The organism is Streptosporangium sp. NPDC053982, assembly GCF_055585205.1.
Map to the genome: position 1 here is coordinate 231,309 of NZ_JBVJKQ010000006.1, position 19,687 is coordinate 250,995.

The 19,687-nt window shown below is 72.2% G+C and carries 15 protein-coding genes; 7 read left to right on the forward strand and 8 right to left on the reverse strand.

Annotated features, from left to right (window positions below; genetic code table 11):
- Nucleotides 1–22 precede the first annotated feature (22 nt).
- On the forward strand, nucleotides 23–1,480 hold the full coding sequence (gene hflX / locus ACZ6W9_RS12700; RefSeq protein WP_389955786.1) for a GTPase HflX: 1,458 nt from the start codon (nucleotides 23–25) through the stop codon (nucleotides 1,478–1,480).
- A 202-nt stretch (nucleotides 1,481–1,682) separates the two neighbouring features.
- Here the strand turns inward: hflX and ACZ6W9_RS12705 are convergent, their stop codons facing one another.
- From ACZ6W9_RS12705 to ACZ6W9_RS12730, 6 genes are read right to left on the reverse strand one after another with little or no spacing between them, the layout of a single operon-like run.
- Nucleotides 1,683–3,263 carry a SpoIIE family protein phosphatase gene (locus ACZ6W9_RS12705; protein WP_389956336.1) on the reverse strand — a complete coding sequence of 527 codons (1,581 nt, stop codon included), beginning with the start codon at nucleotides 3,261–3,263 and terminating at the stop codon, nucleotides 1,683–1,685.
- Nucleotides 3,256–4,947, reverse strand: a complete 1,692-nt coding sequence (locus ACZ6W9_RS12710) for an ATP-binding response regulator (protein WP_389955783.1) — start codon at nucleotides 4,945–4,947, stop codon at nucleotides 3,256–3,258. Before ACZ6W9_RS12710 ends, ACZ6W9_RS12705 begins: the two co-directional genes overlap by 8 nt.
- Nucleotides 4,944–5,954: an ATP-binding protein gene (locus ACZ6W9_RS12715; RefSeq protein ID WP_389955781.1), complete on the reverse strand. Its 1,011-nt coding sequence runs from the start codon at nucleotides 5,952–5,954 to the stop codon at nucleotides 4,944–4,946. Before ACZ6W9_RS12715 ends, ACZ6W9_RS12710 begins: the two co-directional genes overlap by 4 nt.
- Entirely contained in the window at nucleotides 5,942–6,343 is a 402-nt protein-coding gene (locus ACZ6W9_RS12720) for an anti-sigma regulatory factor (RefSeq protein ID WP_389955778.1), read from the reverse strand. Before ACZ6W9_RS12720 ends, ACZ6W9_RS12715 begins: the two co-directional genes overlap by 13 nt.
- Nucleotides 6,340–6,720, reverse strand: a complete 381-nt coding sequence (locus ACZ6W9_RS12725) for an STAS domain-containing protein (protein ID WP_389955775.1) — start codon at nucleotides 6,718–6,720, stop codon at nucleotides 6,340–6,342. The genes ACZ6W9_RS12720 and ACZ6W9_RS12725 overlap by 4 nt, the downstream gene beginning before the upstream one ends.
- Complete coding sequence (locus ACZ6W9_RS12730) at nucleotides 6,720–7,604, reverse strand: STAS domain-containing protein (RefSeq protein WP_389955772.1); 885 nt, start codon at nucleotides 7,602–7,604, stop codon at nucleotides 6,720–6,722. The genes ACZ6W9_RS12725 and ACZ6W9_RS12730 overlap by 1 nt, the downstream gene beginning before the upstream one ends.
- Nucleotides 7,605–8,484: 880 nt before the next feature.
- Between ACZ6W9_RS12730 and hutI the strand changes: the two genes are divergently transcribed.
- The 5 genes from hutI to holA all read left to right on the forward strand — a co-directional run bounded on the left by hutI (nucleotide 8,485) and on the right by holA (nucleotide 16,094).
- Nucleotides 8,485–9,693 (forward strand): imidazolonepropionase, encoded by a 1,209-nt coding sequence (gene hutI / locus ACZ6W9_RS12735; protein ID WP_362928326.1) that lies wholly within the window; start codon nucleotides 8,485–8,487, stop codon nucleotides 9,691–9,693.
- A gap of 226 nt (nucleotides 9,694–9,919) precedes the next feature.
- Entirely contained in the window at nucleotides 9,920–10,768 is an 849-nt protein-coding gene (locus ACZ6W9_RS12740; protein WP_389955768.1) for a DegV family protein, read from the forward strand.
- 345 nt (nucleotides 10,769–11,113) lie between these two features.
- Complete coding sequence (locus tag ACZ6W9_RS12745) at nucleotides 11,114–12,202, forward strand: ComEA family DNA-binding protein (RefSeq protein WP_389955765.1); 1,089 nt, start codon at nucleotides 11,114–11,116, stop codon at nucleotides 12,200–12,202.
- 35 nt (nucleotides 12,203–12,237) lie between these two features.
- Nucleotides 12,238–14,679, forward strand: a complete 2,442-nt coding sequence (locus ACZ6W9_RS12750; RefSeq protein WP_470117760.1) for a ComEC/Rec2 family competence protein — start codon at nucleotides 12,238–12,240, stop codon at nucleotides 14,677–14,679.
- A gap of 443 nt (nucleotides 14,680–15,122) precedes the next feature.
- The gene (gene holA / locus ACZ6W9_RS12755; protein ID WP_389955760.1) at nucleotides 15,123–16,094 is read left to right on the forward strand and encodes a DNA polymerase III subunit delta; all 972 of its coding nucleotides are present in this window, start codon (nucleotides 15,123–15,125) and stop codon (nucleotides 16,092–16,094) included.
- A gap of 220 nt (nucleotides 16,095–16,314) precedes the next feature.
- On the opposite strand, the gene rpsT is transcribed toward holA, so the two are convergent.
- Together rpsT and ACZ6W9_RS12765 are read right to left on the reverse strand one after the other, a co-directional pair.
- Entirely contained in the window at nucleotides 16,315–16,587 is a 273-nt protein-coding gene (gene rpsT / locus ACZ6W9_RS12760) for a 30S ribosomal protein S20 (protein ID WP_362928336.1), read from the reverse strand.
- Nucleotides 16,588–16,735: 148 nt separating this feature from the next.
- On the reverse strand, nucleotides 16,736–17,734 hold the full coding sequence (locus ACZ6W9_RS12765; protein ID WP_362928338.1) for a glycoside hydrolase family 18 protein: 999 nt from the start codon (nucleotides 17,732–17,734) through the stop codon (nucleotides 16,736–16,738).
- Nucleotides 17,735–17,764: 30 nt separating this feature from the next.
- Between ACZ6W9_RS12765 and lepA the strand changes: the two genes are divergently transcribed.
- A complete protein-coding gene (gene lepA / locus ACZ6W9_RS12770; RefSeq protein WP_470117763.1) occupies nucleotides 17,765–19,645 on the forward strand; it encodes a translation elongation factor 4 in 1,881 nt (626 codons plus the stop codon).
- The last annotated feature ends 42 nt before the right edge of the window (nucleotides 19,646–19,687 follow it).

Here is a 19,687-nt window from a genome sequence, read left to right on the forward strand (position 1 = left end):
TCCCTGTGAGATGAGGACGCGTATGAACCATGCATCTGAATGGAGCAACGACATAGACACTCGTGAGTCGCTGGACATCGACCTGTTCGACGAGCCGATCGACACCGGTGAGCTGGACCTGGCCGACCGCCAGGCACTGCGCCGGGTCGTGGGACTCTCCACCGAGCTTGAGGACGTCACCGAGGTCGAATACCGCCGGCTGCGACTCGAGCGGGTCGTCCTGGTCGGCGTCTGGACCTCCGGTACGGCGGCGGATGCCGAGAACTCGCTCCTGGAGCTGAAGCTGCTCGCCGAGACCGCGGGTTCGGAGGTGCTGGAAGGTCTGATCCAGCGCCGCCAGAAGCCCGACACGGCGACCTACATCGGCTCGGGGAAGGCGCAGGAGCTCGCCGACATCGTCTCGGCCACCGGCGCCGACACCGTCATCTGCGACGGTGAGCTGAGCCCCGGCCAGCTCCGTCAGCTCGAGGACGTCGTCAAGGTCAAGGTCATCGACCGGACCATGCTGATCCTGGACATCTTCGCCCAGCATGCCAAGAGCCGCGAGGGCAAGGCCCAGGTCGAGCTGGCCCAGCTCAACTACCTGCTGCCGCGGCTGCGAGGCTGGGGTGGCAACCTGTCCCGCCAGGTCGGTGGTCGCGCCGCGGCCGGCGTCGGCATCGGCGGCCGCGGTCCCGGTGAGACGAAGATCGAACTGGACCGCCGCCGGATCCGCGAGCGGATGGCCAAGCTGCGCCGGCAGATCGCCGAGATGACCACCGCGCGCGAGACCAAGCGGGCACGCCGGGTGCAGCGCGAGGTCCCCGCCGTGGCGATCGCCGGCTACACCAACGCCGGCAAGTCGTCGCTGCTGAACCGGCTGACCGGCGCCGGCGTGCTGGTCGAGGACGCGCTGTTCGCCACGCTGGACCCGACCGTCCGCCGGGCGCACACGCCCGACGGCCGTCTGTTCACGCTGGCCGACACCGTCGGATTCGTCCGGCACCTGCCGCACCAGCTCGTCGAGGCGTTCCGCTCCACGCTGGAGGAGGTCGGCGACGCCGACCTGATCCTGCACGTGGTGGACGGCTCGCACCCCGATCCGGAGTCCCAGCTCGCCGCCGTGCGAACCGTGTTCTCCGACATCGAGGGCGCCCGGGACATCCCGGAGATCGTGGTCGTCAACAAGGCCGACGCCGCCGACCCGGTGGTGCTGGCCCAGCTGACCGCGCGGGAGAAGCACACCGTCGTGGTCTCGGCCCGCACCGGCGCCGGGATCGAAGAGCTGATGGCCGTCATCGAGCGCGAGCTGCCCCGCTTCGACCAGGAGGTCAGGATGCTGGTGCCGTACCAGCGCGGCGACCTGATCTCCCGCGCCCACACGGAGGGCGAGGTCATCGACGTGGAGCACACCGAGGACGGCACGATCCTGCACGCCAGGGTCCTGCCCGGCCTCTTCGCGGAACTGGAGCGGACCGCCAAGCCGGTCGAGACCGTCTGACCCGCCGTTTTCCCGGGGCCGGTCCGCATCCGCGGGCCGGCCCCGATCCGTGTCCGCGGCTCTCAGCGGCGGTCTTCACTCCGGGCCTGGCCCGCCGTCGGGAGCCGGATCCGCGTGGTGCCCGCGCCGTACCGGGGTGGCCTTCGCACAGAGCCGGATCCGCGTGGCGCCCGCCGTCTCGGCCGACCCCGCGCCCGCCGTCTCAGCCGGCCTTCGTACGGCGGAACGCCACGAGGGCGACGTCGTCCTCGCGGGCGCCGAACTGCCGGATGAGCCGGTCGCAGAAGAGCTCCAGGTCCTCGTCGGAGGTCTCGGCCATGGACCGCACGATCTCCAGGCTCTCGTCGAGCAGCTTGTCGCGGTCCTCGATGAGCCCGTCGGTGAACATCAGCACGGACTCCTCCTCGGTCAGGGTGACCCGGTCGACGCGGTAGGTCTCGTCCGCCACCCCCAGCAGCAGGTTGCCCAGGCCGTGGTAGCGGGACTCACCGCCGATCAGCAGCGGCGGGATGTGCCCCGCGTTGGCGATCTCCATCTCGCCGGTCGCCGGATCGATCAGGATCAGGCACACCGTCGCCGTCATGCGCGGGTGGTAGCACCGCAGCACGCTGTTCAGCAACGCCATGGAGGCGCCCAGGTCCACGGCCCCGAGCATGGAGGCCCGCAGCGCGTGGCGGAGCTCCGCCATGACCGTCGCGGCCAGCAGGGAGTGCCCCTGCACGTCGCCGATGGCCAGCATCACCCGGTCGCCCAGCCGCAGCACCTCGTAGAAGTCGCCGCCGACCTCGACGTTGTCGACGGCCGGCTGGTAGCGCCAGCTGATCTCCAGCCCCGGGGTGTCCGGGATCCGCGCCGGCAGCAGGCTTCGTTGCAGCGTCAGGGCGATCGCGTGCTCCTCGGCATAGGCGCGCAGGGCGTCCGCGGTGAGGGCCAGGGCCTGGCCGAGCTGGCGCAGGATGTTGGCCTCGTCCGGGTCCAGCGGCCGGATCGCCTCCACCCCCAGGCAGACCGGCGGGCGGCCGACCTTGGTCCGGCAGAACACGGCCGTGACCTCGCCGCTGATCCCGGCGTCGGGCATCAGATCCAGCCAGTCCTGCGCCGGGGCCGTGAACACCTGGGTCCCCGCGGCGTTGCCCAGCGACAGCGCGCCGATCCGGAGCAGCAGGTCGGGGGCGGCGGGCAGGGCGATCGCGTCGGCGGACGGCGACTTCGCGACGAACCTGCGGGTCTGGCCGTCCGGCGGGATCGCCAGCGCCCCGGCGTACCGGCCGAGGATCCGTGAGGCGCCCTCGACGGCCGTGCTCAGCAGGGCCTCGAAGCTGTCGGCGGAGTTCATCTCCAGGGTGACCTCGGTGAGGGTCGCCAGCCGGTTCGCCATCCGCTCGGCCCGCTGCCGGGCACGGTAGTAGCGCAGCGTCGCCTCGACCGTGGCGGCGAACTCGTCCGGCTCCACCGGCTCGGCGAGGTAGGCGTCGGCGCCGCGCTCCAGCCCCTGGGTCCGGTCGGCGGGGGTGATCGCCGCCCCGGAGATCTGGATGACCGGGATCGAGGACGTCGCCTCGTCGGCCTTGATCCGCTCGCAGACCTCGTAGCCGCTCATGTCGGGCAGCCGGACGTCCAGGATCACCAGGTCGGGGCGGAGGTCCCGGACCTTGCCCAGCGCCTCCACGCCGCCGGTGGCCTGCAGGACCTCGTGCCCGGAGCGGCGCAGCCAGCTGGACAGGATGTAGAGCTTGGTCGGGGTGTCGTCCACGACCAGCACGGTCGCCGGTCCGTCAGGCATGGTCACGCCCCAGAGCCTCTCGTACGGTCTCCAGCAGGTCTTCCTTCCGCAGTCCCTGTTTGGGCAGCACCCTGCTGACGCCCTGAGGGTAGTGGTGGGAGGTCGCGTGGGTCACGACGATCACCGGCACGTCGCGGAGCCGCTCGTCGGAGGCCATCCGCTCGATCAGCGCCGCGCCGTCGAGACGGGGCATGAGCAGGTCCACCAGCGCGAGGTCGGGCCGTTCGCGCGCCATCGTCTCCAGCGCGACCTCCCCGTCCGGGGCCTCGTCGATGTGGGCGGCGAATCCGGCGAGCATCCGCCGCACGGTGGCCCGGAACTCCTCGTTGTCGTCGGCGACGAGCACCCGCCCGACCACCGGCTCCCCGTCCTGCCGGTGCGGCAGCCGTACGGTGACCCGGGTGCCCTCGCCGAGGGCGCTGTCCAGCTGGAGCGTGCCACCCATCGCCTCGGTCAGGCGGCGGGCGTACGGCAGGCCGAGGCCGGTGCCCTTCACCTGCACCTGGATCGGTCCCGGGACCTGGAAGAACTCCTCGAAGACCCGGTCCAGGTGCTCCTCGGGGATGCCGACGCCGGTGTCGGTCACCGTGAAGACCATCTCCTGGGCGGGCGCGTCGGTCCGCACGTCGAGCCTGACCTCGCCCTCCTGGGTGAACTTCAGCGCGTTGGACAGCAGGTTCCGCAGGATCCGGGTGAGCATCGTCTCGTCCACCAGCATCTCCGACGCCTCGCCGGGGACGTCCACCGAGATCGTGACCCGGTCGTTCCCGCTCGTGGGACGCAGCGTCATCCGCAGCCGCTCGGTCAATGCGACGAGGTCCACCTGGGACGGCTGCGGTTCGAGCCGCCCGGCCTCGGCCTTGGCCATGTCGAGCAGCTCGCTGACCATCGTCAGCAGCGTCTCGGCGGAGGAGCCGATGAGCTGGACCTGGTGGCGCTGCTCCTCGGCCAGCGGCTCGCCGCCGGGGCCCACCAGGAGCCGGACGAGACCGATGATGGAGTTCAGCGGGGTGCGCAGCTCGTGGCTGACCGTGGTCCAGAACCTGTTCTTGGCGTCGCTCGCCGCCCGGAGCTGCCGGGACTTCTCGTCGAGCTCGGCGTACAGCGCGACCACTCCGCGGTTGGTCTCCTCCAGCTCCTCGGAGAGCTGGTTGTACAGGGCGACCACTCCCTGGTTGGTCTCCTGGAGTTCGGCGTTGAGCTGCAGGACCTCCTGGAGGGTCTCGGCGAGCTCGCGGTTCTGCTGGCGCAGCTCGTCGACGGCGGTCGCCGGCGTCAGCCTGGCGAGCCGCGCGCGGATCTCCGCCACCGAACGGTCGGGCCGTCCCCCGGGAAGCCGTTTCACCATCTTCACCCGCCCCTCGGCGCGGTCGAACTCGATCTCGTCGAGGAGACGCCCCGCCAGCGTCACGCCGTCCGCCGACCGGAAGCCGGTCGCCGCGGGGAGGTCGATGGTCACGACCAGGGTCTCGCCGTCCAGCAGGAACGCGGCGGACGCCTCGTGGCCCTCGCTCAGCACCTCCCGGCTGATCTCGCTCAGCGCGGTGGCCACCCGGATCTGGTCCTGGGATGCCAGGCCGACCGCCTCCGCCGCCTCGCGGCCGAGTTTCCGCATGACGAAGAGGTCGGAGTCGTCGCGGACACGGATCCGGATCAGCTCCTCGCCGGTCGTCCGGCCCGTCATGGGCCGGTCCTCAGCGCGACCACGCAGGCGTCGTCCCTGCGGGTCCCGGCGTCGCGCAGCAGGGTGGCCGCGACGACGGAGGGGGAGCGGGTGACGAGTCCCGGGTAGGAGGTGATGTCCCACCGGTCCGACAGACCGTCGGAGTGGAGCACGACCACGCCTTCCGGCGGAATGTCGTACTCGTACTGGCGCAGGGTGCGAGCCTGATGCCCGGCGATGCCCGGCACCGAGATCATCCCCTGGCGGCCGTCCTGGGTGGTGATCCAGGCGGAGACGTTGCCGAGCCCGGCGAAGGTGATCCTGCCCGCGGCCCGGTCGACGTGGGCCACCGCCGCGGCGCCGCCCCTGGTCTGCCGCATGCCGCCGTGCAGTCGTTCGAGGATGGTGACGGGGGGCCGGTCCGCGTCCTTCAGGAACAGCCGCACCGCCTCCTGCGACGCCTTGGCCGCGGGATCGCCGTGCCCGAGCCCGTCGCAGAGCATCACGGTCGTCGTGGCGCCGGTCTCGACGATCGCGAACGCGTCACCGCAGACCGTCTCCTCGCCGATGGGGCGAGTGATCCCGCTGACCCGGGCCTCGGGCCGCGGGGCGTCACGGGTGGTGAAGTACATGCCGACCACGGTGCCCCGGCCGGGCGTGGAGTGAACCTCGTATCCGCTGGCCATGCGGGCGATGCCGCCGAGGCCGATGCCGAGGGTGCCCGTCGTCGAGTATCCGTCGCGCAGGGCGCGGGAGACGTCGCGCATGCCCGGGCCCCGGTCGAGGGCGACGACCTCGATCGCCTCGGGCATCTCCGGGTGCGGCCGGATCAGCATGACCCCCTCGACCGCGTGCTTGACCAGGTTGGACGCGGCCTCGCTCACCGCGACCGCGACCCGCCCGGCGTCCTCCTCGCCGAACCCCCGCGCCTCGGCGAGCGTGACCGCGACCCGCCGCATGGCGCCGATCGCGCTGGCGTCCTCGGCCCGCAGCCAGGTGTCGTTCTGGGAACGGATCACCTTGCCCATTTGGTCACCGTCACCAGCGTTCCCTCGCCGGGAGCCGACTTGAGCTCGAACTCGTCCATCAGCCGGCGTGAGCCGCTGAGTCCGAGTCCGAGCCCGCCGCCGGTGGTCCACCCGTCGGTGAGCGCCTGTTCGAGGTCGGGGATGCCGGGGCCCTCGTCGCTGAAGGCGAGCCGCAGTCCCCGGCGCAGGCCGTTGTGCACGACCTCGATCCGAACCTGCCCGCCCCCCGCGTAGACCAGGGCGTTGCGTGCCAGTTCACTGGCCGCGGTCACGACCTTCGTCTGGTCGACGAGAGAGAGGCCGACCTCCACGGCGGCGGTCCTGACGCGCTGACGGATCAGCACGATGTCGCTGTTGCCGTGGATGGGCAGCTCGGCGGGGGTCGTCACCGTGCTGCCGAGGCGATCTGGGAGCCGTCGAGGTGGTTCAGCAATGCGACACCCTTTTCGAGGTTGAGAGCGGTGCGCACACCGCCCAGCGAAAGACCCAGCTCCACGAGGGTGATCGCCACGGCGGGCCGCATGCCCACGACGACCGTCTCGGCGTCGAGCATGCGGGAGATGGCCGCGATGGTCGCCAGCATGCGGCCGATGAACGAGTCGACGATCTCCACCGCGGTGATGTCGATGATCACGCCGCGGGCGCCGGTCTCCACCACCTTGTTCGCCAGGTCCTCCTGGAGCACGAGAACGCTCTGGTCCTGGAGGTCGATCTGGATGGAGACGATCAGGATGTCGCCGAGTTTGAGGACGGGTACGCGATCCATCATTCCTCCACGGTCCGCAGGGCGACGCGGGATCCGCGGTTCCTGACGATCTCGACGCCGCTCTCACGCAGCGCGTGGGCGAGGGCGTCGGCGAGGGTGGCCTTGGTCACGATGTCGCCGAACTCGATGCCGAGGGTGACGATGGTGTGGGCGATCTGCGGGCGGATGCCGGAGATCACGCACTCGGCGCCCATCAGCCGGGCCGCCACCACCGTCTTGAGGAGGTGCTGGGCGACCTGGGTGTCCACCGCGGGCACGCCCGTGATGTCGATGACCGCGTGCTCGGAGCCGGTGTCCACCAGCGTCTGCAGCAGCTTCTCCATCACGACCTGGGTCCTGGCCGAGTCGAGCGTGCCGACCAGCGGCACGGCGACTATGCCCTCCCAGAGCTTGACCACGGGGGTGGAGAGCTCGAGGAGCTGCTCGGCCTGGTCGAGGATGATCTTCTCTCGGGTCGAGCTGTAGGTCTCCATGGTGTAGAGGCCCAGGTCGTCGATGATCCGGGAGAACCAGAGGAAGCCCTGCAGCGTCTCGGAGGAGCCGTCCGCGCCGGCGCTCTCGTAGACCGCCTCCTTCAGCCCGAACACCACGGTGGCGGTCTCGGTCGGGGTGAAGCCCTGGCGGGCGCGGCTGCGGGAGAGCTCGGCGAGCAGCCCGCGCAGATCGCTGGAGTCACCCGGGTCGCCGGAGTCGCCGAACGCCCGGACGAGGGCGCTGTAGAGTTCACGGAGCTGACCGCTGAGGTTTCCGCGGTCGACGTGCCCGCTGGAGGAAGCTCCCGCTATCTCGAGCCAACGCCTGAAGATCTGGTCTTCGTGCGTGGCCAGAAGTGTTTCGATGCGATGCCGTCCGGCGTCCGCGGAGACCGACAAGGTAGCTCCCATGCTTACATCTGAAGGGTGGTTCCACGAAAGATTACATGGTGGGCCCCACTTCGATGGCATTTTTGCTGGTAGGGGGGGTCTGGTGGAGGGGGCGGGCGCGCGGGGACGGGGCCGTCCGCGCGGGCCTGCCGCCACGTCTCCGCCGGGCCTCCGGCGTGCGGGCCGTACGCGCCGGGTGGCTTGGCGGCACGGGCCGTACGCATCGGGTGGTCCGACGGCGTGCGGGCCGTACGCGGCGGCCGGTTCCACGGTGCGCGGGCCGTACGCGCCGGGCGGTCTCGCGTTCGACGGCGTGACCGTTTCCGGTCACGCGCCGTGGATTCTCACCGCCGTGGATGCTCAGACTAGATATCCCAGTGGCGGGATTTCAATGGCCCGGCTTGCGGTCGGGGGCATCGGTGGAATGGACTGATGGTTTGAAGAAATCGTACAAAACTCTCCAAAAGTGACGTTTTCCTGCCAAGGGCAGGGTCGCCATGATAAAAATTTCAGAGGGACGGCATGCCCGGAGGTGTTCCGGAGTCCCCTGTTGCGGATGAGAGAAAAGTGGCCTGAGCTGCGAGGGAGAGGTCCACTCCGAGCGCGGCCCCCGGGACGGCCGGGCGGCGGTGGCCGGGGTGAAGTGGCGTTCTTCCCAATTAGCCTGTACAGCAAGCTCACTTGTGAAATAACGTAACTGAACTGAAATCGCCTGATCATGATCCCGGCGCTACTGTCGCCCCACCAACGAGCAAGCGGATAAGAGCAGGAGACCCCCGATGGCGTCCGGATGCACAGCGGTCCCGGCGGGCACGGCGTCCGGCACCGGCCGGGGCGGCCCGGCGCGGCCGCGAGAGGTCTCCTCCCCGACGCCTCCCCCCGCGCACAAGGCGGTGATGCGATGACGGTCCGCCTTCTGACCAACATCGGCCGGCTCTGGACCGGCAACGACGTCTGCAGCAACGGCGCGATCCTCGTGCACAACGACCGGATCGCCTGGGTAGGCCGCGCGGCCGACCTGCCGCAGAGCGTCCCCGGGGTGGTGGACGACATCGTCGACGTCGACCACGTGGAGAACCTCGGCGGCGCGTTGGTCACCCCCGGCCTGATCGACGCCCACACCCATCCGGTCTACGCGGGCAACCGCTACGCCGAGATGGCGATGCGCTCCAGCGGCTCGTCGATGTCGGCGATCACCGCCGCCGGCGGCGGTGTCGGCTCCACCGTCACCGTCACCCGCGGCACCGACCCGTGGACCATGTGCAACGGCGTCCGCGAGCGCCTGCGCGAGTGGCTGCTCAGCGGCACCACCACCGTCGAGGCCAAGACCGGCTACCACCTCACCCGCGACGGCGAGCTGGCCGACGTGCGGCTCCTGCGCGAGCTGGAGAAGGAGCCGATGATGCCGCGCGTGCACGTCACGTTCATGGCCGCGCACGTCGTCCCCCCGGAGTACTTCGGCCGCCAGCGCGACTACGTCGAGGCCGTGGGCTCCTGGTGCGCCGACGCCGCGGCGGCCGGGGCCGACAGCGTCGACGTCTACTGCGACGAGGGCCACTTCACCACCGACGAGGCCCGTTGGGTGCTCGCCTCCGGCCGCAACGTCGGCCTGCTGCCCCGCATCCACGCCGGCGCCCACAGCCGCCGCGGCGCCGTGCAGCTCGCCGCGGAGATGGGCTGCGCGTCGGCCGACCTGCTCCACCACACCTCCGACGACGACATCGCGCTGATGTCCAGGTACGGCGTTCCCGCCGTGCTCTGCCCGGGCACGGCCCTCCAGCACGGCAGCCTGCCCCCGGTGCGCCGGATGCTGGGCCAGGGGGTCACGGTCGCGCTCGGCAGCGACCACAACCCCGGCCACTGCGGCATCACCTCGATGTCCCTGGTCATCAGCCTCGCCGTGGCGGCCTTCGGCATGAGCGTCGGTGACGCGCTCCGCGCGGCCACCCTCGGCGGCGCCACGGTCCTCGGCGCCCCCGACCGGGGCGTCCTGGCCCCCGGGCGGCTGGCCGACATCGTCCAGTGGGACGCCGACCACGAGGGCGCCTTCGCCTGGGCCTTCGGTCTCAAACCCCGCCGCGTCTGGCGCGGAGGCGTCCCGGTTCAGTGATCGTCCCGGTCGTTCGACCGGGACGGTCCGGTGATCGTCCCGGTCCGGGCGTCCGCGGCGGTCCGGAGCCTCCTGGTGTTTCGGAGACCCGTACGGTCGGGTGATCGTCCCGATCCGGCGCCCTTCCCGATCCGGTGACCCGGAGGGTCCGGTGATCGGGGCGTCGTCGCCCGGGTCCGGCGACGGCGCCCCGCGTCCGGCCGATCCCGCCCGGTAATCTCGGCATATGCCGCCCTCGGTCGCCATCGTCACCGACTCCACCGCCTACCTCCCTGAGGAGTCGGTCTCACGCCTGGGGATCACCGTGGTGCCGCTGCAGGTCGTCGTCGGCGGCAGGGGGCTCGACGACGTGGCCCAGATAGACGGTGCGGGGATGAACGACGCGCTCGGCGAGTGGGCTCCGGTCACGACCTCCAGGCCCGCGCCCCAGCGCTTCGCGGACGCCTACGAGGCCGCCGCGGCACGGGGTGCGACCGGGATCGTCTCCATTCACCTGTCGGGGGAGATGTCCGGCACGGTCGAGGCGGCCCGCGCCGGGGCCGAGGACTCGCTCGTGCCTGTCGAGGTCATCGACAGCGCGTCGATCGCCATGGGTCTCGGCTTCCCCGTCCTCGCCGCCGCGGAGGCCGCCGCGCGGGGCGCCACCCGGACCGAGGCGGCCGACGCCGCCCGCCGTCGCATGAAGGAGACCCGCAGCTTCTTCTACGTCGACACCCTCGAACACCTGCGCAGGGGAGGCCGGATCGGCGCGGCGGCCACGCTGCTCGGCTCCGCGTTGCGGACCAAGCCGCTGCTGCACATCGCCGACGGCGTGATCGTCCCCCTGGAGAAGGTCCGCACCGCCTCCCGGGCCATCGCCCGCCTGGAGGATCTCGCCGTCCAGGCCGCGGGGAACGGCCCGGTGGACATCGCGGTCCAGCACCTCGCCGCGGAGGACCGCGCCCGGGCCATGGCCGCGAGGCTGCCCCAGCGCGTCCCCGGGCTCGTCTCGGTGACCGTGGTGGAGGTCGGCGCGGTGATCGGAGCCCACGTGGGCCCCGGCATGCTCGGCCTCACGGTCTCCCCGCACCGCTGAGCCGCTCACCGGCCCGGTGAGCACCCTCCCGCGCGTCATCCCTCGGGGGAGATCTGCCCGACCGTCGAACCTCTCACCAGCCTGGTGAGCACCCTCCCATGCGTCATCCCCGGGGGAGGCTCGGCCGGCCGCCGAGCCTCTTCACCGGATCACCGGGTCCCTCGCCGCCCACCCTTCCCTACCGGTCTCTTCCGGCTTTCTCCGGCGTCGGATCCCGGGGCCGCGTCTCCTCGCGCCACCGGAATCGGACGATGCCTTTCCAGAGACCGTCCCGGGAGGGCGGGTTATCCCCAGAACGGGATTCGGCGCGGATACGGCAGGTGAGCCCGCCGTAGCGTCCCAGGCGTGCGGATCAGCGACCACGACACCGAGCGATTCCGGGCCGAGTCACGGCTGCGGGCGCTGACGGCGCCCGGCGCCGCCGGCCCGCCCCCACCCGGCGACCCCTTCCCACCCGCCGGCCCACCCCTACCCGACGACCCTTTTCCCTCCGCAGGCCCGCTCCAGCCCCGCGGTCCGTTCGCGCCTCCCGCCGGTTCATTCCAGCCGGGTGACCCGTTCCGGCCCGGCGGCTCATTCCCGCCACCCGGCGGCCGGCCCCCGTCCGCCGGAGGCCCCTCCCCGCTCGCAAGCGGCCTGCCCTCGCCGGGCGACCTTCCGCCCGGCGGTTCCGCCGCGCGCCCGCGTTCCGCACCCGTCCCCTTCTCCTTCGAGGCTCTCCGTACGGCCGTCGCCGCGCGGGCCCCCGCGTCCGCGCCGAGCGGCCCCGGTCTGCGCCTGCTTCTCCTCGTCGCCCTGGCCGCGGTCGTCGCGGGCGGTCTCTACGCCTGGCGGTCCCAGCCCGAGCCCGAGCCGCTCACGCCGCCCGTCCCCGCCCTCGCCCCCGTCCCCGGCGCTCCGCTCGCGGCCCCGGCGCCCTCGCCCTCCTCCGCGCCGCCTGATCTCGCGCGGCAGGGTCCGGAGCCGCCGGCGCCGGGCGTCGCGGGAACCGGCCGGGTCCCTGGAGCCGTCCCCGAGGTCGTGGTCCACGTCACCGGCAAGGTCCGCCGTCCGGGTGTGATCGCTCTGCCCGCCGGGTCCCGGGTCACCGACGCGGTCAGGGCCGCCGGGGGAGTCCGCCGGGGAGCCGGCACCGGTCACCTCAACCTCGCCCGGAGGCTCGTCGACGGCGAGCAGATCGACGTGGGCGCGCCGGGGCCCGCCGCCGCGCCGGCGGCCGGGGCCGACCCCGCTCCCGCGGAGGCCGTCATCGACCTCAACACCGCCACCCCGCAACAGCTCGAACAACTGCCGGGGGTCGGCGAGGTGCTGGCCCGCCGCATCGTCGAATACCGCGACGGCCACGGCGGATTCCGCACCGTGGAGCAGCTCCGTGAGGTCAGCGGCATCGGCGACCGGAAGTACGCCGAGATGAAGGACCGGGTGCGGGTTTGACCCGAACCCCCGACCGGAGGGAGTGGACACGGGACATGGCACGGATCCTCGGACCGAGGGGCCGGACACCAGGTGCGGCGCGGATCCTCGACGGGGCACGGACCCTCACCGGGAGGGACCGGGCGCGGAATGCGGCGCGCGTCCTTCTCGACCGGGCCCCGCGGCTCACCCTGCCCGCGCTCGCCTCGTGGGCTACCGCCCTCGTCCTTCTGGGCTGCCCGGCCCCGGTGGGAGCCGTCACCGCCGCGCTCGCCGCCGCGGCGGCTCTCGGCATCGCCATGGGCGCACGCGTCACGAGAACGCGCCCCGCCTGGCGGAACACGTCTCTCACGGTGCTGGGCTGCGTCGCCGCGGTCGCCGGGACGGTGGCGTTCCGGGTCCACGCCGTCGGCACGGGCCCGGTGGCCGAACTCGTCAGGAGCGGAGCCCCGGCGGGGATCGAGGCGGTGCTGACGGGGGATCCCCGGGAACTGCCCCGGCGCGCGGGCCCTTACCAGCGGGAAGGCTTCGCGGTGCCCGCGAGGGTCGAGGTGATCGAGACGGCGCACGGCAGGGTGGCGTTGCGCGCACCGGTGATGCTGCTCACCACGGGCGGGGAGTGGCGACCGCTGCTTCCCAGCCAGCGGGTCGCGATCCGGGGCCGGTTCGTCCACGCGGACTCCGCCGAGTTGCTCGCCGCCGTGGTGCTCGTGCGCGGGCCTCCGCGAGTACTGGGCGCGCCCTCCTGGGAGCAGCGGGCGGCCGGGGCACTCCGTTCCGGTCTGCGGGAGGCCGCCGCGGTGCTGCCACCCGACCAGCGCGGCCTGCTGCCCGGCCTGGTGGCCGGTGACGTATCCGGGATGGACCGGCAGGTCACCGCCGACTTCAAGGCCGCCGGGCTCAGCCACCTCACCGCGGTCTCCGGAGCCAACCTGGCGATCGTGGCCGGGGCGGCGATCGCCCTGGCCCGCGTCGCGGGGCTCCCCCTGCCGGTCAGGGCGGTGCTCGCGGCGATGGCCATGATCTCCTTCACCGTGGTGGCCCGGCCGTCGCCCAGCGTCCTGCGGGCTCTCGTCATGGGCCTCGTCGCGGCGGCGGCGCTCGGCACCGGCCGGTCCCGCGACGGGGTGGCGGCGCTGTCGGCGACGGTCCTCGGGCTGATCCTCTTCGACCCCGTCCTCGCCCGCTCCTACGGCTTCGCGCTGTCGGTATGCGCCACGGGCGGCATCCTGCTCCTGGCGCCGCGCTGGCGTGACCGGCTCGCCACCCGGCTGCCCCGCTGGGCGGCGGAGGCGGTCGCCGTGCCCGCGGCGGCGCAGGCCGCCGTCACCCCCGTGCTGGTCCTGATGGCCGGGCAGCTCGAACCGGTGGCGATCCCGGCGAACCTCCTCGCCGGGCCCGCCATCGCACCCGCCACGCTGATCGGATTCCTCACGGCGCTGGTCGCCCCCGTGCAGATGGACCTCGCCCGGTTGCTGGTCCGCCCGGCGGGCCTGGCCACCGGGTGGATCATCACGGTGGCCGGGCGGGCCGCCGGGTTCCCGCTGGCGGTGATCCCGTGGCCGGGTGGCGTGCCCGGCCTGGCGGCGCTGGCCGTCGCCGTGCCCGTCGCCGTCCTGGCGCTGCGGCGCCGGCGGCCGCGCCGGATCGTCCTCGCCCTGGCCGTCGGCACGGTCGTCGCGACGACCGTGGCGGGGCCGGTCGTGTCCCGCTGGCCGCCCGAGCGCTGGCTGCTGGTCGCCTGTGACGTCGGCCAGGGAGACGCCCTCCTGGTGGCCGCCGGTCCCGGGCGGGCCGTGGTGGTCGACGCGGGGCCCGATCCGGTGTCCACCGGCCGGTGTCTGCGCGACATGGGGATCCGCCAGGTGCCGCTGGTCATCCTCACCCATCCGCACCTCGACCACGTCGGCGGCCTGGACGGGGTCGTCCGGGGGCGCGAGGTGGGAGCGGTGGTCGTCACCCCGTACGGGGGATCCGGGCCCGGGCGGCTCCGGCTGAGCGGCGACCTCGCCCGCCGGCGGATCCCCGAGTGGGCGGCGCGGCCGGGTATGAGCTGGACCTTCGGCCCCTCCCGTCTCACGGTCATCGGCCCCCCGGAGGGCGTCGTCGCCGGCGGCGGAGAGGAGACGGCAGTGAACAACGCCAGCGTCGTGGTCCATGTGAGCTGGGCGACGGGGTCGGCGCTTCTCAGCGGGGACGCGGAGACGGAGGCCCAGACGGAGCTGCTGCGACGGGGCCTGCCCCGGGCCGAAATCCTCAAGGTGCCCCATCACGGGTCCGCCAGGGGCGATCCCGGTTTCCTCACGGCCACCGGCGCGCGGGCCGCGCTGATCAGCGTCGGGGCGGGCAACGACTACGGCCATCCCGCCCCCGCGACCCTGGCCCGGCTCAACCATCTGGGCATGCGGGTCTACCGCACCGACCTGTCGGGAGATCTCGCCGTGGTGGCCGGGAAGGACGGCCTGGCGATCGTCGTCAGGGGCCGCGGCCTCTCGTGAGGGGCCATGCGGTTGAAGGCCTCAGGCCGGAGCCGGAGCAGCAGCCAGGGCCGGAGCCGGAGCCGGAGCCGCAGCCGGAGCCACAGCCACAGCCGGAGCCGGGGTCCGGGTCGGAACCGGAGCCGGAGCGGGAGGCGCCGGCGGGCGGCGGAACTCGGTGTCCACGTCGGCGGCGTAGACCGAACGGCCGCAGCGCGCGCAGCGGTACACCACGGGCCCCTCGTCGAGGGGCGATCCGCAACGAGGGCAGGTGTGACGGCAGACGGCGGAGCGCATCATGAGGTTCATGGAAACTCCTTGAGCGTGGAGACCCCTGGCTTCAGCCGTGGGGAGGATCTCGTCTCCTTCGGCTGTTCCACAGCGTGCCCGAGGACGACTGCATCCGGATTGCGAACGGCTTGCTGATTGCGATTCGGTCACCCGCACGTGGCATGCTGCTGGGCATGGCGGCGAACGACCCGGCACGGGTGACACTGGTGGTCGGCGACGAGGAGTTGCTGGCCGATCGCGCGGTCGGCGAGGTGGTCGCGGCGTGCCGCGCCGCCGACCCGGGCGCGGAGGTCCACGACCTGGTCGGTTCGAAGGTCGAGCCGGGGGAGCTGACCCGGCTGTCCTCGCCGTCGCTGTTCGGCGGTGGAGCCGTGGTGGTGATCCGCTCCGCCCAGGACCTCGTCAAGGACGTCGCCGCCGAGGTCGTCTCCTACAGTGCCCGCCCGGCTGAGGACACCGTGCTGGTGCTCTCGCACGCCGGCGGGGCCAAGGGCAAGGCGCTGGCCGACGGCGTCAAGAAGGCCGGCGCTCACGTGGTGACCGTCGCCAAGCTGACCAAGCCGGCCGAGCGGCTGGCGTTCATCAGGACCGAGATGAAACGGGCCGGCCGGTCCATCGGTGCGGACGCGGCCGCGGCGCTGCTCGACGCGGTCGGCAACGACCTCAGGGAGCTGGCCGCGGCCTGCAACCAGCTCGCCTTCGACACCCCCGGCAAGACCATCGACGAGGCCGCCGTCGCCCGCTACCACCGGGGGCAGGCGGAGGTCAGCGGGTTCACCGTCGCCGACTCGGCCGTCGAGGGCAGGCTGGGGGACGCGCTGGAGCAGCTTCGCTGGGCGATCGCCACCGGCACGGCCCCGGTCCTGCTGGTCAGCGCGCTCGCGGGGGGCCTGCGATCGCTCGCCAAGGTGGGCGGCGCCCCGCGCAATCTGCGGGGCGGACAGCTCGCCAGCCATCTCGGCATGCCGCCGTGGAAGATCGACCGGACCAGGAAGCAGCTGAACGGCTGGGGCCCGGAGGGCCTCGCCCACGCGCTGCAGGCCGTCGCCGCGGCCGACGCGCAGGTCAAGGGCGGCGGGGCCGACCCGGCCTATGCGCTGGAACACCTGATCCAGGTCGTCGTCGCCAGCCGTACCGGCCGTTAGCCGTCCCGACGGGCGGTACGGGTCCGAGGCGTGCGCCCGGTCGACGGCGCGGCGGAAGGCGAGCCGTACCGGCGCGCGGTGAGCAGCGGAGGCCGGCATGGCCCGGCGAGCGCCGAGGGGCTCGGGAGGATGCGGCGAGGGCCGGAAACGCCGGAGCGCCGCGTCCCCGAGGGGACGCGGCGCTCCGGAAGACCCGGGTCGAGCTCCGGAAGAACCGGGACTACTTGGAGGCCGACAGGGCGGCGACGCGCTGGGCGATCGCCGACTTGCGGTTGGCGGCCTGGTTCTTGTGGATGACGCCCTTGCTGGCGGCCTTGTCCAGCTGACGGGAGGCGGCGCGCTGCAGCGCGATGGCCTCGTCGACATTGCCCTGCTCGGCGGCCTCGCGGAACTTGCGGACCGCCGTCTTCAGGGACGACTTGACAGCCTTGTTACGCAGCCGGGCCTTCTCGTTCTGCCGGTTGCGCTTGATCTGGGACTTGATGTTCGCCACGAAGAAGCCTCGGTGAAAGTTGTCGGAGTGGGGCGCGCGGGCAGAGAGGGCGCGCCACACGCAGTTGAACAGACTACCAACCGGCTGGACGATCGCTCAAATCGACAGCCGGGTCGGAAGGATGCCTGACAAGCTTACCCTTCTCCCCTCACGGTCGGAACCAGAACCGCCGGTACTCCTCCCAGTCCTGCTCCGTGGCGGCGAAGTCCACGTACAGCGCCAGCCCGAACCGCTCGCGGTGCCCGCCGTGGGCGGTCAGCGCCAGCCGCGCGCCCCTCGCGGCCGTCGCGACGCTCTCGGCCCCGTCGGACCACGAAACGCCGTGGTCGTGGTAGGCGGGCGCGCCGATGAGCAGGGTCTTGTCCGCGGGCACGAGGTCCAGGGCGAAGACGGCCTGCCGTACGACGTGGCCGCCGTAGAGCAGCTCGGAGGGGAGGAAGGAGTCGTAGGTCATGATCGCGACCTGGTCGACGCGGGCCGCGACCTGCCGGAAGTAGTCCGGCGACCAGTACTTGTCGTGGCCGATGACGCCCCGGACCACCGGCCGGGTCAGCGGGAACGGCTCGATCTGCGGGGTGGAGGTGGACAGCGGGCCGCCGCCGAGGACCGGGCGGGTGCGCTCCAGCAGGTCCAGGAAGTCGGCGTCGCCGTCGCCGACCGGCTCGAAGTTGTAGTGGACGCCGTCGAAGCCCAGCGTCATGACGGAGCGCGCGCTCTCCACCAGCCGGTCCCGGACGGCCCGGTCGTCGAGGTCCAGGAAGCCGTCCACCTTCTGCCCGAGCCACGCCGACACCCGCACGTCCGGCAGCTCGGCGTGCCACCGCTTCACGAAGTCGCGCGCCCCGGGACTGCGGTCGGGCAGCGAGCCGTCGGCGTTGAACGGCCCGGAGTGGACGTACACGTCCCTGATCCCGGTCCGGCGCAGCCGGTCGGCCAGGCGTCTGAGGTCCGCCGCGCTCTTGCGGCCGTCCACCCAGGCGTGGCCCAGCCACAGGGCGTCGTGGCCGCTCGCCTTCGCCCAGGACGCCGGGGTCCCGGTAAACTGCAGGGTGAGGGTGGCCGCGGCCACCCCCGGGAGCACAAGGAGGACGGCCGCCACCACCGCGAGAAACCGCAGGCCGCGCCGTGCTCTGGTCCGGGCAATCACCCGGACATGTCACCATGGAAGACGGCTGGGATGCCAGCCGTAGATCTCTTCAATACTGCGAAACGGACACCGGTGCGCATTCAGCCTGGCCAGACCGATCCCGCGGTGATCCGCAACTTCTGCATCATCGCGCACATCGACCACGGCAAGTCCACCCTTGCCGACCGCATGCTGCAGATCACCGGCGTGGTCGACGACCGCTCCATGCGCGCCCAGTACCTCGACCGGATGGACATCGAGCGCGAGCGCGGCATCACCATCAAGTCGCAGGCGGTCCGGCTGCCGTGGAAGGTCGGCGACACCGAGCACGTCCTCAACATGATCGACACCCCGGGGCACGTCGACTTCACCTACGAGGTCTCCCGGTCGCTGCAGGCGTGCGAGGGCGCGATCCTGCTGGTCGACGCGGCACAGGGCATCGAGGCGCAGACGCTGGCCAACCTCTACCTGGCGATGAACGCCGACCTGACGATCATCCCGGTGCTCAACAAGATCGACCTTCCCGCCGCCCAGCCGGAGAAGTACGCCGCCGAGCTGGCCCACCTCATCGGCTGCGAGCCGGAGGAGGTGCTGAAGGTCTCCGGCAAGACCGGCGAGGGCGTCCGGGAACTGCTGGACCACGTGGTCGCGAACGTTCCCGCCCCGGTCGGCGTCGCCGACGCCCCCGCCCGCGCGCTGATCTTCGACTCGGTCTACGACACTTACCGCGGCGTGGTCACCTACGTCCGCGTCATGGACGGCCACCTGGGCAAGCGCGAGCGCATCCAGATGATGTCCACCGGCGTCTCGCACGAGACGCTGGAGATCGGCGTCATCTCGCCGGAGCCGAAGATCGCGGACAAGGGCCTGGGCGTCGGCGAGGTGGGCTACCTCATCACCGGCGTGAAGGACGTCCGCCAGTCGCGGGTCGGTGACACGGTGACGTCGTCCGTCCGCGCCGCCACGGAGGCGCTCGGCGGCTACGAGCATCCCAAGCCGATGGTCTTCTCCGGCCTGTACCCGATCGACGGCGACGACTACCCCGAGCTGCGCGAGGCCCTGGACAAGCTCCAGCTCAACGACGCGGCCCTGGTCTACGAGCCGGAGACCTCCGCGGCCCTGGGCTTCGGCTTCCGCTGCGGCTTCCTCGGCCTGCTCCACATGGAGATCGTCCGCGAGCGCCTGGAGCGGGAGTTCAACCTCTCGCTCATCTCCACCGCGCCCAACGTGGTCTACCGGGTGATCATGGAGGACGGCAAGGAGGTCGACGTCACCAACCCCTCGGAGTTCCCCACCGGCAAGGTGGACAAGGTCTTCGAGCCGGTGACGAAGGCGACCGTGCTGGTCCCGTCGGAGTTCATCGGCGCCATCATGGAGCTCTGCCAGAACCGCCGGGGCGCCCTGCAGGGCATGGACTACCTGTCCGAGGACCGCGTCGAGATCCGCTACACCATGCCGCTCGGCGAGATCATCTTCGACTTCTTCGACCAGCTCAAGTCCCGCACCCGCGGCTACGCCTCGCTCGACTACGAGCCGCACGGCGAGCAGGAGGCCGAGCTGGTGAAGGTCGACATCCTGCTCCAGGGCGAGGCCGTCGACGCCTTCAGCGCCATCGTCCACAAGGACAAGGCGTACGGCTACGGCGTGGAGATGGCCAAGAAGCTGCGCGAGCTCATCCCGAGGCAGCAGTTCGAGGTGCCCATCCAGGCCGCGATCGGCGCCCGGGTCATCGCCCGCGAGAACATCCGCGCCATCCGCAAGGACGTCCTCGCCAAGTGCTACGGCGGCGACATCTCCCGTAAGCGCAAGCTGCTGGAGAAGCAGAAGGAAGGCAAGAAGCGGATGAAGATGGTCGGCCGGGTGGAGGTCCCCCAGGAGGCCTTCGTCGCCGCGCTGTCCACCGAGTCCTCCGTCGACAAGGCCAAGAAGTAGGGACGGCGCCGCCCGCCGGCGGGGGAGCGGCGGACGGGATCC

Bases quoted from the DNA above. Each gene is read 5' to 3' on its own strand.
- ACZ6W9_RS12725 (WP_389955775.1), bottom strand. From the start codon at position 6,720: ATGGATCGCGTACCCGTCCTCAAACTCGGCGACATCCTGATCGTCTCC.
- ACZ6W9_RS12715 (WP_389955781.1), bottom strand. From the start codon at position 5,954: ATGGGCAAGGTGATCCGTTCCCAGAACGACACCTGGCTGCGGGCCGAG.
- hflX (WP_389955786.1), top strand. From the start codon at position 23: ATGAACCATGCATCTGAATGGAGCAACGACATAGACACTCGTGAGTCG.
- ACZ6W9_RS12750 (WP_470117760.1), top strand. From the start codon at position 12,238: ATGGCACGGATCCTCGGACCGAGGGGCCGGACACCAGGTGCGGCGCGG.
- ACZ6W9_RS12710 (WP_389955783.1), bottom strand. From the start codon at position 4,947: ATGACGGGCCGGACGACCGGCGAGGAGCTGATCCGGATCCGTGTCCGC.
- hutI (WP_362928326.1), top strand. From the start codon at position 8,485: ATGACGGTCCGCCTTCTGACCAACATCGGCCGGCTCTGGACCGGCAAC.
- lepA (WP_470117763.1), top strand. From the start codon at position 17,765: ATGCCAGCCGTAGATCTCTTCAATACTGCGAAACGGACACCGGTGCGC.
- ACZ6W9_RS12705 (WP_389956336.1), bottom strand. From the start codon at position 3,263: ATGCCTGACGGACCGGCGACCGTGCTGGTCGTGGACGACACCCCGACC.
- ACZ6W9_RS12730 (WP_389955772.1), bottom strand. From the start codon at position 7,604: ATGGGAGCTACCTTGTCGGTCTCCGCGGACGCCGGACGGCATCGCATC.
- holA (WP_389955760.1), top strand. From the start codon at position 15,123: ATGGCGGCGAACGACCCGGCACGGGTGACACTGGTGGTCGGCGACGAG.
- ACZ6W9_RS12740 (WP_389955768.1), top strand. From the start codon at position 9,920: ATGCCGCCCTCGGTCGCCATCGTCACCGACTCCACCGCCTACCTCCCT.